At 53.0% G+C, this 17355-nt stretch carries 13 protein-coding genes; 7 read left to right on the forward strand and 6 right to left on the reverse strand.

What is annotated here, in order from left to right; all coding sequences use genetic code 11:
* Positions 1-68: 68 nt before the first annotated feature.
* From ypfJ to ypfH, 3 genes are all read left to right on the forward strand, one after another.
* A complete protein-coding gene (gene ypfJ, locus NNN64_RS00915; protein ID WP_202038085.1) occupies positions 69-935 on the forward strand; it encodes a KPN_02809 family neutral zinc metallopeptidase in 867 nt (288 codons plus the stop codon).
* Positions 936-950: 15 nt separating this feature from the next.
* Positions 951-2966, forward strand: a complete 2016-nt coding sequence (locus NNN64_RS00920) for a tRNA(Met) cytidine acetyltransferase TmcA (RefSeq protein ID WP_271440161.1) — start codon at positions 951-953, stop codon at positions 2964-2966.
* Positions 2967-3039: 73 nt separating this feature from the next.
* Complete coding sequence (gene ypfH, locus NNN64_RS00925; protein ID WP_271440162.1) at positions 3040-3738, forward strand: esterase; 699 nt, start codon at positions 3040-3042, stop codon at positions 3736-3738.
* Positions 3739-3830: 92 nt separating this feature from the next.
* Here ypfH and NNN64_RS00930 read toward each other — a convergent pair whose 3' ends face one another.
* From NNN64_RS00930 to NNN64_RS00940, 3 genes are all read right to left on the reverse strand, one after another.
* Complete coding sequence (locus NNN64_RS00930; protein ID WP_003835080.1) at positions 3831-4031, reverse strand: YpfN family protein; 201 nt, start codon at positions 4029-4031, stop codon at positions 3831-3833.
* A gap of 27 nt (positions 4032-4058) precedes the next feature.
* Entirely contained in the window at positions 4059-5186 is a 1128-nt protein-coding gene (gene dapE, locus NNN64_RS00935; RefSeq protein ID WP_271440163.1) for a succinyl-diaminopimelate desuccinylase, read from the reverse strand.
* Between the two features lie 107 nt (positions 5187-5293).
* Complete coding sequence (locus tag NNN64_RS00940; RefSeq protein ID WP_271440164.1) at positions 5294-5668, reverse strand: ArsC family reductase; 375 nt, start codon at positions 5666-5668, stop codon at positions 5294-5296.
* Positions 5669-6056: 388 nt separating this feature from the next.
* On the opposite strand from NNN64_RS00940, the gene ypfM reads away from it, so the two are divergent.
* Positions 6057-6116: a protein YpfM gene (gene ypfM / locus NNN64_RS00945; RefSeq protein ID WP_001386977.1), complete on the forward strand. Its 60-nt coding sequence runs from the start codon at positions 6057-6059 to the stop codon at positions 6114-6116.
* A 74-nt stretch (positions 6117-6190) separates the two neighbouring features.
* On the opposite strand, the gene acrD is transcribed toward ypfM, so the two are convergent.
* Both acrD and narQ read right to left on the reverse strand, forming a co-directional pair.
* Positions 6191-9304, reverse strand: a complete 3114-nt coding sequence (gene acrD, locus NNN64_RS00950) for a multidrug efflux RND transporter permease AcrD (RefSeq protein ID WP_271440165.1) — start codon at positions 9302-9304, stop codon at positions 6191-6193.
* 184 nt (positions 9305-9488) lie between these two features.
* On the reverse strand, positions 9489-11186 hold the full coding sequence (gene narQ / locus NNN64_RS00955; protein WP_271440166.1) for a nitrate/nitrite two-component system sensor histidine kinase NarQ: 1698 nt from the start codon (positions 11184-11186) through the stop codon (positions 9489-9491).
* 264 nt (positions 11187-11450) lie between these two features.
* Here narQ and aegA point away from each other — a divergent pair, with 264 nt between their 5' ends.
* From aegA to NNN64_RS00970, 3 genes are all read left to right on the forward strand, one after another.
* Positions 11451-13430 carry a formate-dependent uric acid utilization protein AegA gene (gene aegA / locus NNN64_RS00960; RefSeq protein ID WP_271440167.1) on the forward strand — a complete coding sequence of 660 codons (1980 nt, stop codon included), beginning with the start codon at positions 11451-11453 and terminating at the stop codon, positions 13428-13430.
* A 67-nt stretch (positions 13431-13497) separates the two neighbouring features.
* Positions 13498-14073: a GDP-mannose pyrophosphatase NudK gene (gene nudK / locus NNN64_RS00965; RefSeq protein WP_061068315.1), complete on the forward strand. Its 576-nt coding sequence runs from the start codon at positions 13498-13500 to the stop codon at positions 14071-14073.
* Between the two features lie 124 nt (positions 14074-14197).
* Complete coding sequence (locus tag NNN64_RS00970; protein ID WP_271440168.1) at positions 14198-15241, forward strand: DUF1176 domain-containing protein; 1044 nt, start codon at positions 14198-14200, stop codon at positions 15239-15241.
* An 82-nt stretch (positions 15242-15323) separates the two neighbouring features.
* Here the strand turns inward: NNN64_RS00970 and tkt are convergent, their stop codons facing one another.
* On the reverse strand, positions 15324-17318 hold the full coding sequence (gene tkt, locus NNN64_RS00975) for a transketolase (protein WP_271440169.1): 1995 nt from the start codon (positions 17316-17318) through the stop codon (positions 15324-15326).
* Between the last annotated feature and the right edge of the window lie 37 nt (positions 17319-17355).

Consider the following 17355-nt stretch of genomic DNA (forward strand, 5'->3'; position numbering starts at 1 on the left):
TTCTTATGGTAATCCTGTTCCGAACCGCCTACGATCATCAACATAATGAATAAAAAGTTGAGGTGACTATGCGCTGGCAAGGGCGTCGTGAAAGTGACAATGTGGAAGACAGACGAAATAGCGCCGGTGGTGGTCCTTCTATGGGGGGGCCCGGTTTTCGTTTGCCGAGTGGTAAAGGCGGTATCATTCTGCTGATTGTGGTGCTTGTCGCGGGCTATTATGGTGTGGATCTCACCGGACTCATGACCGGTCAGCCTGTTTCGCAACAGCAAACCACACGCTCCATCAGCCCAAATGATGATGAAGCCGCAAAATTTACCTCAGTGATACTGGCTACGACCGAAGATACCTGGGGTCAGCAGTTTGAAAAAATGGGGCGCACCTATCAACAGCCGAAGCTGGTGATGTATCGTGGTGCGACGCGTACCGGCTGCGGTGCGGGCCAGTCCGTGATGGGACCGTTTTATTGCCCAGCGGACGGCACGGTATATATCGATCTTTCCTTCTATGATGACATGAAAAATAAGCTGGGCGCTGATGGCGATTTTGCTCAGGGCTATGTCATCGCGCACGAAGTGGGCCACCATGTGCAGAAACTGCTGGGTATTGAACCGAAAGTTCGTCAGATGCAGCAGAATGCCTCTCAGGCCGAAGTGAATCGCCTTTCTGTTCGTATGGAACTGCAGGCGGATTGCTTTGCGGGTGTCTGGGGACACAGTATGCAGCAGCAGGGTGTACTTGAATCCGGCGATCTGGAAGAGGCGTTAAACGCCGCTCAGGCCATTGGTGATGATCGTTTACAACAGCAAGGGCAAGGGCGCGTTGTGCCCGATAGCTTTACTCACGGCACCTCGCAGCAACGTTATACCTGGTTTAAACGCGGCTTTGACAGTGGCGATCCGGGACAATGTAATACCTTTGGCAAAGGCATTTAAGATATTGAGGCAGGGATGTCTGACAATGCTGCACTAAGTGCGCTCACAGAACGCATGGCCAGAGAAGGGATTCGTCGTCTGCTGATAATCAGCGGCGAAGAAAACTGGTGCCAGGCCCAAGCGTTAGCGCTACGCAATACATTACCCGGCGACTGGCTGTGGGTGGGGGCGACAGCCCCCGCTGAGTCTGGTTGCACACCCCAGGCGCTACAAACGCTGTTAGGGCGCGAATTTCGCCATGCCGTTTTTGATGCCGGACAGGGGTTTGACGCCGCGGCATTTGCCGCCTTAAGCGGAACGCTGGTTGCCGGCAGTTGGCTGGTGTTGCTGACCCCACCCTGGCAGGCCTGGCAAACGTCTCCGGACGCGGATTCCCTGCGCTGGAGCGACTGCGCCAAACCTATCCCAACACCACACTTTGTTGAACACTTCAGGCGAGTAGTGACTCGTGAAGGAGAAACGCTGCACTGGCAACAGCATCAGGCGAAATCCTATCCGCATTTTCCTGTGCGAGCAGACTGGCAGCCGGCAAACGGCGATCCCCAGCCGGAACAGGCGACGATTTTACATCACCTGTTGGATATGCCTCCGGGTGTGGTTGCGGTGACCGCCGCGCGTGGTCGGGGCAAATCCGCGCTGGCCGGGCAGTTGATTTCGCGTATGACGGGGACAGCTATCGTTACCGCACCGGCGAAAGCGGCAACGGATGTGCTGGCGCAATTTGCTGGGGAACGCTACTGCTTTATGGCGCCAGACGCGCTGTTAGCCAACGCTGAAACGGCTGACTGGCTCGTTGTTGATGAAGCGGCTGCGATTCCTGCGCCGCTTTTGCATCAGCTGGTTTCACGTTTTCCCCGCACGCTGTTAACGACAACTGTTCAGGGCTATGAAGGAACCGGCAGAGGGTTTTTGTTGAAATTCTGCGCTCGCTTCCCAAATCTGCAACGCTATGAATTACAACAGCCAGTGCGTTGGGCACAGGGATGCCCACTGGAAAAAATTGTCAGCGATGCGTTGGTGTTTGATGATGAAACCTTTACTCATGCACCACAGGGTGAGATTCGCTTCAGCGCATTTGATGCGAATGTCTGGCATACCAACCCGACGCTACCGCTGGCGGTCTATCAATTGCTCTCCGGCGCGCATTATCGCACTTCACCACTGGATCTGCGCCGGATGATGGATGCGCCGGGGCAGCATTTTCTTCAGGCATCGGGCGTGGACTCTGTTGCGGGCGCTGTCTGGCTGGTGGATGAGGGGGGACTATCTACAGCGTTAAGTCAGGCTGTGTGGGCGGGATATCGTCGGCCAAGAGGCAATCTGGTTGCGCAGTCACTGGCGGCGCATGGCAGCGATCCGCTGGCCGCAACGCTGGTTGGCCGGCGGGTTAGCCGTATTGCGGTTCATCCTGCTCGTCAGCGGGAAGGTATCGGGCAGCAACTGATTATGCAGGCCCATCAGTATTCTTCGCAGTGTGACTATCTTTCCGTCAGTTTTGGTTATACGGCCGAGTTGTGGCGTTTTTGGCAGCGCTGCGGTTTTGTCATGGTGCGGATGGGGAATCATCGTGAAGCCAGCAGCGGGTGCTATACGGCAATGGCGTTGCTTCCTATCAGTGATGCAGGGCAGCGCCTGGCTGAGCGGGAGCATCAGCGATTGCGTCGTGATGCGGCGATCCTCGCACAATGGAATGATGAGTGTATCCCGGTCGTTCCACTGAAAGCGTCTACGCTTAATGATGATGACTGGGATGAGCTGGCAGGGTTTGCCTTCGCGCATCGGCCGTTACTCACATCACTCGGTTGTCTGAGTCGTCTGCTCCAGCACTGTGAACAGCCTCTCCCGGCGCTGCGAGGGCGTTTACAGGAACAATGCAGTGACGCGGAATTGTGCAAGCGGCTGAAGGTACCGGGGCGCAAAGCGTTGTTGCTGGTTCAGCGTGAAGAGGCGGCGCAGGCGTTAGCGCAGTTGGATATCGAACGTCAGCAACAGTTACGTAATCGCATTATGCAATGGCAATTTTTTCACTAACTTCTTCAATTTCCTGGCATGGTCATTGCGGTTAAGCGGCGTAGAATAATTCTCATCAGTTAAGGAGATCGCCATGAAACATGACCATTTTGTTGTTCAAAGTCCCGATAAACCCGCTCAACAGTTGCTGTTGCTGTTTCATGGTGTCGGCGATAATCCGGTAGCCATGGGCGAAATTGGTTCCTGGTTTGCACCACTGTTTCCGGACGCGCTGATTGTCAGTATTGGTGGCGCTGAGCCTTATGGCGCAGTCGGTGGGCGTCAGTGGTTTTCGGTTCAGGGTGTAACAGAAGAGAACCGTCAGGCGCGTATTGATGCCATCATGCCGGTGTTTATCGAAACCGTTCGCTATTGGCAGAAACAGAGTGGTGTTTCACCTCAGGCTACCGCGTTGATTGGTTTTTCTCAGGGGGCGATTATGTCACTTGAGAGTATCAAAGCTGAGCCGGGGCTGGCATCGCGGGTCATCGCCTTTAATGGTCGTTACGCCACCTTGCCGGAAGCGGCTACCACCGCCACCACGGTGCATTTGATTCACGGCGGTGAAGATCGGGTGATTGAGTTATCTCATGCCGTTGCTGCGCAGGAAGCGTTAATTCGTGCAGGTGGGGATGTGACGCTGGATATCGTCGAAAATCTGGGGCACGCCATCGATGAACACAGCATGCAGTTTGCGCTCGATCATCTGCGTTTTACCGTACCGAAGCACTACTTTGATGAAGCGCTAAGCGGTGGTAAGCCTCACGATGATGATGTGATTGAGATGATTTAACCTGTAGGCCGGATAAGGCGAAGCCGCCATCCGGCATGACAGTCAGTGATAGTGCCGGATAGCAACGTAAGATGTGGTATCCGGCCTACAAATTATTTCTTCGGCTGATCCTTGTTCGGCCAATCGTCGTCATCGTCCCATTTATCGTTAAAATCACGATGCGGGGGAAGCTCCGGCTTATTGGCGAGAAATTTCTTATGGTCGACACGCTTAAGATCTTTGATCACATTCAGCAGTACCCCCACCAGAAACACCAGCACTAAAATCCACCAATATTTTGCCAGCCAGTCCATGCTCATTTCCTCTTGCAGGAACACTCATCAGGCGACGAGTTGTTCCATGATACGTTGATACATACGGGCAAGCAGCTGCAGGTCGGCGGCATTGACGCATTCATTTATTTTATGAATGGTGGCATTGACCGGCCCAAGTTCCACCACCTGTGCCCCCATGCGGGCAATAAAGCGCCCGTCGGACGTCCCGCCTGTCGTCAGTAACTGCGGTTTAATCTCATTATAGTGCTCAATGGCGTTCACCACTGCATCCACCAGTTTACCGCGTTCGGTCAGGAACGGTTGGCCGGAAAGCCACCAGTCTACTGTGTAACGCAGTTGGTGCTTGTCCAACAGTTCCAGTACCCGCGACTTTATCATTTCGTCGTTTAATTCGGTGCTGAAACGGAAGTTGAACTGAATAAACAGTTCGCCAGGGATAACGTTGTTGCTGCCCGTACCTGCCTGAATATTGGCAATCTGCATGCTGGTTGCCGGGAAGAACTCATTGCCCTGATCCCACTCAATCGCCACCAGCTCATTGAGCATTGGTGCAACCCGGTGTACTGGGTTATCAGCCAGATGCGGATAGGCCACATGTCCCTGTACGCCATGAATAGTCAGGTTGCAGGTGAGGGAACCACGACGTCCATTTTTCACCACGTCACCGACGATTTCGGTGCTGGACGGCTCACCGACCAGGCAATAATCCAGCCGCTCATTGCGCGCCATCAGCGTTTCAACGACCTTCACGGTGCCGTTTTTAGCGCTGGCTTCTTCGTCAGACGTTATCAAAAATGCCAGACGCCCTTGATGGTTCGGATGTTGGGCGACAAATCGCTCTGCCGCCACGACCATTGCCGCCAGCGAACCTTTCATATCGGCCGCACCGCGCCCGAACAGCATGCCGTCGCGAATGGTCGGTTCAAACGGCGGATTGATCCACCGATCAACATCGCCTGCGGGCACTACGTCGGTGTGACCGGCAAATGCCAGGGTCTCACCTTTTCCGCGCCATGCCCAAAAATTCTGTGTGTCACCAAAATCCATTCGCTCAACGGTAAAACCTACCGCACGCAGACGTTCAATCATTAACGCCTGGCACCCGGCATCATCCGGGCTCAGGGAAGGTCGGCGAATAAGCTGCTGTGTCAGCTCAATAACCGGGCACGACATAGACTATACCTCATTAAAAAACTGCAAATACTCGTCATCTTTCAAGCTGCATGTGCGGCGATGGCATTCACTCACTCCAGTCACTGACTTTAGTAAGCTCCTGTGGCTCATTCGCTGGTTGCCTTCCCGCTGCCCGAAATCCATTGAGTATAACTGGATTCACTGAAACCAAGCAGCATAGGCTTACCCGGCTCGCAGAGCAATGGGCGTTTGATAATTGCAGGCATTTCAATCATCAATGAGGCGGCAGCAGTGGCATCCGTGATTTGATTACGCGTTGCTTCATCCAGTTTGCGCCAGGTGGTTCCCCGCGTATTGAGCAGTGCCTCCCAGCCTAACTCGTTGATAAAGGACTGTAACAGCGCGTTGTCCAGACCGTCGACACGATAATCATGGAAGCGGTAGTCAATACCCTGCGTTTCCAGCCAGCGTCGGGCCTTTTTAATTGTATCGCAATTCTTAATGCCGTAGAGGGTGATCATGTGAATCCTTATTGACGTATTTTGAATACTTATTCTTGTATTGTCGCGTTTCTGATAATACATATTGTCATTCATTCGTTATAGAAAAATATAACATTGTTGAACAACGGTGAATAATGATTCCTGAAAGTTCCAAAATTTCACGTCGAGCGGTATTTCAGAATTAACCTGTTTGCATCAGTCTGTTTTTCCATCAAAATTGGCAAAGTCGTAGATTATGTGTGAATATTTCAAAATATTGCAGTGAGTCACATAAAATTTATGGGTATAGCGCATAGTGATGACATGACCCCAAGTACTGGAGGATGTAATCACAACCATCGGTTAAATTATCTTCTTTTAATGAGGATGATTTCGTAGAATGCCCATAATAATAAGAGAGGTTGTTATGATTGAACGTGAACTGGGGAACTGGAAAGACTTTATCGAAGTGATGCTTCGTAAATAATTTTCTGGAAGAAATTCATATCCTGAAAAGGATGAAAAAGGCGACTCATCGTAAGTCGCCTTTTTTGTGCCCGATTATTCAGGGCGTGGCTTCAGCGGGAAGCGTCTACGCACCAGCACAAAGAACAGAGGGACGAAGAAAATCGCCAAAATGGTGGCTGAAATCATCCCGCCCATTACACCGGTCCCAACCGCATGCTGGCCACCGGAGCCAGCACCGCTACTGATTGTCATCGGTAGTACCCCGAAGATAAACGCCAGCGATGTCATGAGAATCGGACGTAAACGCTGGCGACACGCATGCAGCGTAGCGCCGAGCAGGTCGTGTCCTTTTTCGTTCATCTCGTTGGCGAATTCAACAATCAGTATCGCGTTCTTCGCCGATAGCCCGATTACCGTTAATAAGCCGACCTGGAAATAAACATCGTTTTCCAGGCCCCGCATCCAGGTCGCCAGCAGTGCGCCAATGACCCCCAACGGTACGACCAGCATAACGGAGAACGGTACCGACCAGCTCTCGTACAGCGCAGCCAGACACAGGAACACGACCAACAGCGAAATGGCGTACAGGGCAGGAGCCTGAGATCCCGATAACCGTTCCTGATAAGACATCGCCGTCCATTCAAGGCCAAATCCGGTTGGTAACTGGCGAACCAGCGATTCCATCACGTCCATTGCCGTACCCGTACTGACTCCGGGTGCGGCTTCGCCGACGATTTCAACAGCAGAATAACCGTTATATCGCTCCAGACGCGGTGAACCGGTTTCCCAGCGCGAAGTGGCAAACGCGGAGAAAGGTACCATGCCGCCGCTGCTATTGCGCACGTACCACAGGTTAATATCGTCCGGGAGCATGCGGTATTTTGCCGCAGCCTGGACGTAAACCTTCTTCACGCGGCCCCTGTCCATAAAGTCGTTTACGTAGCTGGAGCCCCACGCCGTCTGCAATGTATCGTTGATGTCGTCAATGGAAACACCCAGCGCCTGAGCTTTACGCTGATCGATATCAATTTGCAGTTGCGGACTGTCATCCAGGCCGTTATGGCGAACACGGGTCAGTGAAGCGTCTTTCCCGGCAAGCTCAATTAATTTGTCGCGTGCAGCCATTAGCGCGTCATGGCCTGCGCCGGCGTGGTCCTGTAATTCCATATCGAAACCCGCGGAACTACCAAGGCCGCTGATGGCCGGAGGGCTACTGGCGAAGACGCGGGCTTCTTTAATCTTGTTAAAGGCCTTGGTCGCGCGTTCGATAATGGCAAAGGAGGTACCGGTGGTGGTATCGCGTTCATCCCAGTCTTTTAACCGGACAAACATGCGCGCCACGTTCTGTCCGTTCCCCCCAGGACCGGAACCAACCGTGGAGAAGACGGACATAATGTTGTCTTTCTCGTGAGTGAAGTAGTACTTCTCGACTTCCTCAACGACTTTTAATGTTTGCTGCTGCGTGGAGCCGCTCGGCAACTGTACCGAAGTGGTAAACATCCCGCGGTCTTCTAATGGCAAGAAGGACGTTGGCAGGCGCAGGAACAGGAACACCATACCGCCAAGCAGCAGTCCGTAGATCAATATCCAACGCAGGCTGCGATGCAGGATCCGGGCAACGCCTTTTTCGTAACGTTCAGCGTTGCGGTTAAACATTCGGTTAAACCAGCCGAAGAAGCCTGTTTGGCCATGATGCTCGCCCTTATGCAGCGGTTTAAGTAGCGTAGCGCACAGGGCAGGGGTCAGGATCATCGCCACCAGAACAGACAGCACCATTGCGGAGACGATAGTAATCGAGAACTGGCGATAAATGGCCCCAGTCGTACCGCCGAAGAAGGCCATTGGAATAAAGACCGCCGACAGCACCATAGCAATACCGACCAGCGCGCCCTGGATTTGCCCCATTGATTTTCGCGTCGCTTCACGCGGTGAGAGGCCTTCCTCACTCATAATACGCTCGACGTTTTCCACCACCACGATAGCGTCATCAACCAGCAGGCCGATCGCCAGCACCATCGCAAACATTGTTAAGGTGTTAACGCTGTAGCCAAAGGCGTAAAGCACGGAGAAGGTACCCATCAGGACGACGGGAACGGCGATTGTCGGGATAAGCGTCGCACGGAAATTTTGCAGGAACAGGTACATCACAAGGAAAACCAGCGCGATTGCTTCGAGCAGCGTTTTCACCACATCGATAATCGACGCTTTGACGAAAGAGGTGGTTTCATATGCCACCTTGTATTCCAGCCCGTGCGGAAAATACTGCGACAGCTCATCGAGGCGGTTGATGACCAGTTCCGCTGTTGCCATTTCATTGGCACCAGAGGCCAATTTGACACCAAGTCCGGACGCGGGGTTGCCATTAAACCGGCTGAGGTAGTCGTACTTCTCGGCCCCCATTTCGACCGTTGCCACATCGCCTAGTCTGACTTCCGAGCCGTCCTGGTTAACACGTAGTGTAATATCGCGGAACTGTTCTGGCGTTTGTAGTAGTGACTGCGCGTTGATCGTTGCATTCAACGCCTGTTTGTCCACCGAAGGCGTACCGCCAAGCTGCCCAACCGCAATTTGCGCATTCTGTGACTCAATAGCGTCAGTCACATCTTTGGCGGTCATCTGGAAGCTGTTAAGTTTGGCTGGGTCGAGCCAGATACGCATGGAATACTGTGAACCGTAAGCATCAATATCCCCTACACCGTTAATACGGCTAAGTGGGTCCTGAATATTACTCGCCACGTAGTCGGCAATATCTTGCTTATCCATTGAACCATCGGTAGACACAAAAGCGATGGTTAGAATATTGGTATCCCCGGTTTTTCGCACCGTAACACCCTGATCCTGTACCGCCTGTGGCAGTTTACGCATCGCCGATTGCAGCTGGTTTTGCACCTGCTGTACAGCTTCATCAGGATCGGTCCCTGCCACGAAGCTAAGCGTCACCGTCGCCTGACCGGTTCCGCTGCTTTGGGATGACATATACATCAGATTGTCGAGACCCGTCATGTTCTGCTCGATAACCTGGGTCACCGTGTTTTCCAAGGTTTGTGCAGATGCGCCAGGATAGTTTGCGGTAACCCGCACGTTTGGCGGTGCCAGGTCGGGATATTGCTCAACGGGCAGCGAAAAAATAGCCAGGGCTCCTGTCAGGCACAACAGGATAGCTAACACCCAGGCAAAAATGGGGCGATCGATAAAAAAATTCGCCATTAAAAGGGGACCTCGTGTTTCTGCGTATATTTATGCGTATGACTTGCTTCACTGTAGCGGCAAGGTACGGAGCAAACGTGGAGAAAAAAAGAAGATAATGTAAATTATCATGCCCGTTTACAGCGTACCTTTTGTGCCAATGCCGTCAGGCCTGAATTCAGGCTTTCCGACGCTTTGCCGTTCTTTACGTTAGCTGACTGTCGGTCTCTGCCGATCGAAAGCTGATGCTCACCAGCGTGCCTCCTCCGGAAGGTTGCGAGAAGGTCAACGTACCGCTGAGTCTCTCTGCGCGCTCACGCATGATATTCAGACCGTAGTGCCCCGTAGGCTCATGAGGCTCACCGATGCCGACACCGTTATCACGGATATAAACGGTATGATTACCATCCGGCGCGGTCACACAACTGACTGCAATTTCGCTGGCATTGGCATGCTTAATGGCATTCAGCACGGCTTCACGGACGATCTGTAACAGATGCACCTGCATTTGCGCGTCCAGTGCCAGTGTTGGCAGTCGACAATCGAGAGTCAGTTTAGCAGATGTTTGATTTTGCAGCGTTTCCAGCATTTCATGCAGGGCGGAAGGCAAATCGGCCTGCTGTAACGTCAGGCGGAAGGTGGTAAGCAGCTCGCGCAATTGGCGATAAGCATCATTCAGTGCCTGGGAGAAGTCCGCCATGATGCTTTGCGCCGGAATGTTATCCTGCGGAATAGCGCGTTTCAGTAGCGTAAGCTGAATACGTAAATAGGAAAGTACCTGTGCCAGCGAGTCGTGGAGCTCGCGGGCGATTGTTGCTCGCTCTTCCATTAACAGCAACTGCTGAAAATGCTTTTGCGCCTGGTTGAAGTACAGCCCGCGCCCGAGCATAGTTGATACGCTGTTGAGTAGTGGTGTGGACGCATTGACATTCGGGCTTTGCCAGTGCAGTTCACCGTACACCGTATCTTGCATCGTGACGGGCAGGATCTGCATCGGCAGTTCAGGGCTTGCTGTTCCTTCGCTGATTCGCCAGTTATCACCGACGGTGAGCTCCAGAAAATACGCGGCGTCATGTTCGCGGACAATCTGTAAAATATGGCGGAAGCAGTACACGTCAATCTGGCTGGTATTCAATGCCTGGGAACATTGATATAACACTTCCAGGCGGCGATTGGCTTCGTGGAGATCGTGGGTTTTCTCGGCGACGGAGGCTTCCAGCGAGCGGTACAGCTTATGCAACTCACTCGACATCTGGCTGAACGTCTTCGCCAGTAATCCCAGTTCGTTGGGGAGTTGTGTATCCAGCGGTGAGATATCAAACCGACCGTGTTCAATATGCTGGCTGGCCATCACCAGCTTATTCAGCGGGCGCACGACCTGCTGGCGAATACGCCGTAGCGTAAAGAAGACGAGGGTGAAGATGCCGATCCCCCCCGCCAGCGATATGCCAAAAACCAACATCACCTTGCGCTCGGCATAATGCTGAAGTGCCAGCACAAAGAGATCTATTTGATCGACGTAATTGTTGATATTGGACTGATACCACTGTAAGTCGCCATTGGTCAGGCGGGCATTCATTTCCAGCCAGTTAGCATGCAGGCGGCCATAGCGACTTTTTACCGCTTGCGGAACATACCAGGCGTTCAGGTTTTGCAATGCTGGCGCGTTAAGCGCTTGCTGGAAAAGCCGACGGTGGGCGTTTAACTGTGGGCTCTGGCTTTGCAAATCGTAACCTAATCGATAGCTCTGCATACGCAGAGAGCCGGCAATATTGATGGCTTCAGCATCCCGCAAGCTGCTGGTCAGCGTAAGCAGTGCAATACCCGTTGAGAGAATCGACAGCAATACTATATAGAAAAAAGCCTTAGCCAGGCTGGCCGAGACCGGACGCTTTACCGTCACTTGCGCACCCTCACACAATTCACGCCACGCTCCGACTCAACCTGAACGATTCAGCGTATTTGATAAATGTTAAAAAAGTAATCATGAAACTGATTATTAAATGAAACACAATTTCATATTCGATGAAATAAATTGATCTGCCACAGGTTCTGGATAAATAGTTGTGCTTCCTGGGCAAATGAACATTGCCGCCCTCTTCAGGGTCGGTTAATAACAACAGTCATATAAAGAATAAGGTTTTCGCAACCAAAAAAGAAGGAAGCCATGAATCGTTTTATTATGGTCAATAGCCAACAGTGCCTGGGATGCCACGCCTGTGAGGTCGCCTGCGTCATGGCCCACAATGACGAGCAACATGTCCTGAGCCAACGGCATTTTCAGCCCCGAATTACCGTCATCAAGCATCAGCAACAGCGCAGTGCAGTCACCTGCCACCACTGTGAAGATGCCCCTTGTGCCAGAAGTTGCCCGAATGGGGCCATTAGTCATGAGCACGACAGCGTTCAGGTGAATGCGCAAAAGTGTATTGGCTGCAAATCGTGCGTCGTTGCCTGTCCTTTTGGTACGATGCAGATCGTACTCACTCCTGTCGCTAAAGGAAAGGTAAAAGCAACAGCGCACAAATGCGACCTGTGTCAGGGGCGTGAAGAGGGTCCGGCTTGCGTGGAGAACTGTCCGGCGCAGGCGTTACAACTGGTGACGGAAAGTTCGCTTACCGGATTATCAAAAGCACGCCGGCTGCGTACGGCAAGTCTCGAAAGTCAGCCCTGGCATGCCAGCGCGACCGATTTTACGCCCCATTTGCTCACCAGGCGCGAGCAGATGCAGGCGACGCCACCGCGCGGTGAGCCGGATAAATTGGCTTTAGAAGCCCGTAAAACCAGCTTTGATGAAATATACCTGCCATTTCGTACGGCGCAGGCGGAGCGGGAAGCATCTCGTTGCCTGAAGTGTGGCGAGCACAGTATTTGCGAATGGACATGCCCACTGCATAACCACATCCCGCAGTGGATTGAACTGGTAAAAGCCGGGAACATTGATGCGGCGGTAGAGCTTTCTCACCAGACTAACTGCCTGCCAGAGGTGACTGGACGCGTCTGTCCGCAGGACCGACTGTGCGAAGGGGCCTGCACGGTGCGGAACGAACATGGCGCGGTGACTATCGGCAATATTGAACGTTATATTTCTGACCGTGCGCTGAGCAAAGGATGGCGACCTGACCTAAGCCATGTACAGAAAGTCGATAAACGTGTCGCTATTATTGGCGCTGGTCCGGCAGGTCTTGCCTGTGCTGATGTGTTAGCGCGAAACGGCGTCAGCGCCACCGTGTTCGATCGTCATCCTGAAATCGGCGGTTTGCTGACCTTTGGTATTCCGGCTTTCAAGCTGGACAAATCGCTGCTGGCGCGCCGCCGTGAAATCTTTAGCGCCATGGGCATTCATTTCGAACTGAACTGTGAAGTGGGTAAAGACGTGGCGCTGTCCTCGTTGCTGGACGATTACGACGCCGTATTTGTGGGGGTTGGTACTTATCGTTCGATGAAAGCCGATCTACCAAATGAAGATGCGCCGGGCGTTTATGATGCACTGCCGTTCCTGATTGCCAATACCAAACAGGTGATGGGGCTGGATGCGTTGCCGGAAGAGCCCTTTATTGATACCGCAGGGCTGAACGTTGTCGTGCTGGGCGGCGGCGATACGGCGATGGACTGTGTGCGAACCGCGTTACGTCACGGTGCGAGTCAGGTGACCTGCGCCTATCGTCGTGATGAAGCCAACATGCCGGGCTCGAAAAAAGAGGTGAAGAACGCGCGTGAAGAGGGAGCCAATTTCGAATTTAACGTTCAGCCGGTTGAACTGATGTTAAAGGCTGATGGACGCGTCAGCGGCGTACGTTTTTTACGTACTCAACTCGGTGAGCCTGATGCTCAGGGGCGTCGCCGCCCGGTCCCTGTTGCCGGGAGTGAGTTTGTCATGCCCGCTGATGCGGTGATTATGGCGTTTGGTTTTCACCCGCACGGTATGCCGTGGCTCGAGAGTCAGGGTGTGAAGGTCGACAACTGGGGACGTATTGCAGCGAATGTGGAGAGTGCATACCGGTATCAAACCAGTAATCCGAAAATCTTTGCTGGTGGTGATGCAGTTCGCGGTGCGGACCTGGTCGTTACTGCGATGGCGGAAGGGCGACATGCCGCACAGGGCATCATTGACTGGCTGGGCGTAAAATCAGTCAAATCTCATTAGCCTAAGGTCAAGACAAACCCGGTTTCACGGCGTAGTATTATTTCTCACTTCTTGCTGTGGAGCCGGTATGTCGCAAAAAATTACCCTCATCAAAGATAAAGTCCTTTCTGATAACTACTTCATCCTGCGCAATATCACCTATGACCTGACCCGCAGCAATGGCGAGGTCATTCGCCACAAACGTGAGGTTTACGATCGCGGTAACGGTGCCACAGTTTTGCTGTATAACCCGGAGAAAAAAACCGTCGTGCTGACCCGTCAGTTTCGTATTGCGACCTGGGTCAACGGCAATGAAAGTGGACAACTGATTGAAGCCTGCGCCGGGTTGCTGGATAACGATGAACCGGAAGTTTGCATTCGTAAAGAAGCTATTGAAGAGACCGGCTATGAAGTGGGCGAAGCACGGAAACTTTTTGAGTTATATATGTCGCCGGGCGGCGTGACGGAGATCATTCACTTTTTTATCGCGCAATACAGTGACAGCCAACGGGCAAATGCGGGTGGCGGTATTGAAGATGAGGATATTGAAGTACTGGAATTGCCTTTTGAACAGGCACTATCGATGATCAAAACGGGCGAGATTCGCGACGGGAAAACGGTGCTTTTACTTAACTACCTGCAATCGTCGCATCTTATGGATTAGCGGTCAGAGTTTATATTTCTTTACAAAGATACAGGCCAATCCGACGATTCTTATTGAGCCTCATCAGTCGCGCAAGGAAGATACCGCCTGGGCTGTGTGTTTTGATTTCGGGGTTGTACCGTCCATGCGCTATCGCATTATTTTCTTGTTCCTGCTCGGCCTGCTACCGGCCCGCTTGCTGTGGGCGGCGCCTGCGCAACAGGCATTTTCTGATTGGCAGGTGACCTGCAACAATCAAAACTTCTGCGTGGCGCGAAATACGGGAGATCATCACGGCCTGGTGATGACCCTAAGCCGCAGTGCCGGGGCGCATACCGATGCTGTGTTACGTATTGAACTTGGTGGTATGGATTCTCCTGATGTCAAAGAGGCCGATATTGCGCCGCGCTTGCTGTTGGACGGCACGCCACTCCCATTGTCCGGTGAACACTGGCGTATTACGCCCTGGCATTTGATGACGGATGATCCGGCTACCATCGGTACATTTTTACAAACCGTGCAGGATGCGAAAGCCATTACCCTACAAAAAGGTACGCAAACACTTTCTCTGTCTGGGTTGAAAGCAGCATTGTTGTTTATTGATGCGCAACAAAAGCGCGTCGGTAGTGAAACCGCCTGGATTGAGAAAGGAGACGAGCCGCCGCTCAGCGTTCCGCCGGCTCCCGCCCTGAAAGGTGTGGCGGTGGTTAATTCCACGCCAACGCCACTCACTCAACAGGAGCGTAGCGAGCTGTTGGATTATGGCAACTGGCGGATCAATGGCATCCGCTGTTCACTCGATCCCATGCGTCGTGAGATTCGGGTTTTCGCCTTAACGGACGATAAAGCTCTACTGATGATCGGCTGCGAAGCAGGGGCATACAACACGATCGATCTGGCATGGACCGTTTCTCGTGCCACACCGTTTACCTCTCGCGCTGTACGTCTGAGCCTGCCATTTAAAACAGATGCAGACAGTACCGACATGGAGCTGACCAATGCCACGTTTGACGAGAAATCTCGTGAGTTGGTCACTCTCGCCAAAGGGCGAGGTTTATCGGACTGCGGGATCCAGACACGCTGGCGGTTTGACGGCCAGCGCTTTCGTTTGGTGCGTTACGCACAAGAGCCAAGTTGTGATAACTGGCATGGACCAGATGCCTGGCCCACGCTGTGGATCACGCGTTAATTTAATGCCGGATGCGACTGCGCCTTATACGGGCTGAAGGTGATAGATTTCGTCGGCCTGCTAAGACGCGTGAGCGTCGCCATCAGGCGTTCAGCACTTTATGCGCTTTTTCGACGATGTTCTCCACCGTAAAGCCGAAGAAAGGGAACAGTTTGTCTGCCGGAGCAGATTCCCCATACCCCGTCATGCCGACAATTGCGCCTTTCAGACCGACATATTTGTACCAGTAGTCGGCAATACCCGCTTCTACTGCCACGCGTGCGCTCACGTTTGCCGGCAGAACCGATTCCCGGTAAGCCTCATCCTGGGCGTCGAAAATATCTGTTGAGGGCAGTGAAACCACACGGACATTGCGGCCTTCACCCGTCAGCTTTTCCGCCGCCAGCAATGTAATTTCCATTTCTGAACCTGTAGCAATCAGGATGACATCGGGTTTTCCTCCACTGTCTTTCAGCACATAGCCACCGCGGGCAATCTGCTTCACCTGCTCGGGCGTACGTTCAATCTGTGCCAGATTCTGTCTGGAGAGGATCAACGCCGTGGGTCCGTCATGACGCTCCACCGCCAGCTTCCAGCCGACCGCTGTCTCCACCTGATCGCACGGACGCCAGGTGCTGAAGTTAGGTGTCAGGCGCAGGCTGGCGAGTTGTTCGACGGCCTGGTGCGTCGGTCCATCTTCTCCCAGGCCAATCGAGTCATGGGTATAGACCATGATCTGCCTGGCTTTCATGAGTGCCGCCATGCGTGCGGCGTTACGGGCATACTCAACAAACATCAGGAAGGTCGCCGTATACGACACAAAACCACCATGATGAGCGATGCCGTTGGCAATGGCGGTCATGCCAAATTCACGCACGCCGTAGTGAATATAATTGCCGGCGAGATCTTCTTTCAGAGATGCAGAGCCTTTCCAGATAGTCAGGTTGCTGGGTGCGAGATCTGCTGAACCACCCAGCAGTTCAGGGAGTATTGGCCCGTAGGCGTTCAGTGTATTTTGCGAAGCCTTGCGGCTGGCGATTTTGGCCGGATTAGCCTGCAGTTCGGTAATGTATTTCTGGGTTGTTTTTTCCCATTCGTCGGGGAGTTCGCCGCGCATCCGGCGGGTAAACTCTGCTGCCAGTTCCGGGTATGCGTGTTGGTAAGCCGCGAATTTCGCATTCCAGTTCTGTTGCGCTTTTTCCCCTTTTTCGCGTGCATCCCATGCCCGGTAAATTTCTTTCGGGATCTCAAAGGGCGGGTGATGCCAGCCCAGTTTCTGACGGGTCAACGCCACTTCTTGTTCACCCAGCGCGGCACCGTGCGCTTCTTCTTTTCCTGCTTTATTGGGGGAGCCAAAACCAATCACCGTCCGACAAATAATCAGTGACGGCTTATCGGTTACGCGCTGTGCTTCCACAATTGCTTGCTTCACGGCTTCAGGGTCGTGGCCATCAATCTCGTGCACCACATGCCAGTGATAGGCTTCAAAGCGTTTCGCTGTATCGTCGGTAAACCAGCCTTTGGTTTCGCCATCAATCGAGATACCGTTGTGATCGTAGAAACCGATCAGTTTACCTAGCCCCAGTGTGCCCGCCAGCGAACAGGCTTCGTGAGAAATCCCTTCCATCAGACAGCCGTCACCCATAAAGACGTAGGTGAAGTGACTGACAATTTCGTGATCCGGCTGATTAAATTGTGCAGCCAGCGTCCGTTCAGCGATGGCCATCCCAACCGCGTTTGCGAGTCCCTGACCCAGTGGACCCGTGGTGGTTTCCACGCCCGGTGTGTAGCCAATTTCCGGATGCCCTGGCGTCTTTGAGTGCAGTTGGCGGAAATTCTTTAGCTCTTCTAACGGCAGATCGTAGCCGGAAAGGTGTAGCAGGCTGTAGAGCAACATAGAGGCATGACCGTTGGACAGGATAAATCGGTCACGATCGTACCAGCTGGGGTCGGTTGGGTTGTGGTGGAGAAAATCGTTCCACAGCACTTCAGCGATATCGGCCATGCCCATCGGTGCACCGGGATGGCCAGAGTTAGCTTTTTGGACGGCATCCATACTCAGCGCACGAATGGCATTGGCAAGCTCTTTACGGGTCATAGGAAATACTCCTTGAAAAGTAAAGCGTTAGATGCGT

The sequence above is a fragment of the Citrobacter sp. Igbk 14 genome (assembly GCF_028069825.1).
Lineage (GTDB): Bacteria > Pseudomonadota > Gammaproteobacteria > Enterobacterales > Enterobacteriaceae > Citrobacter.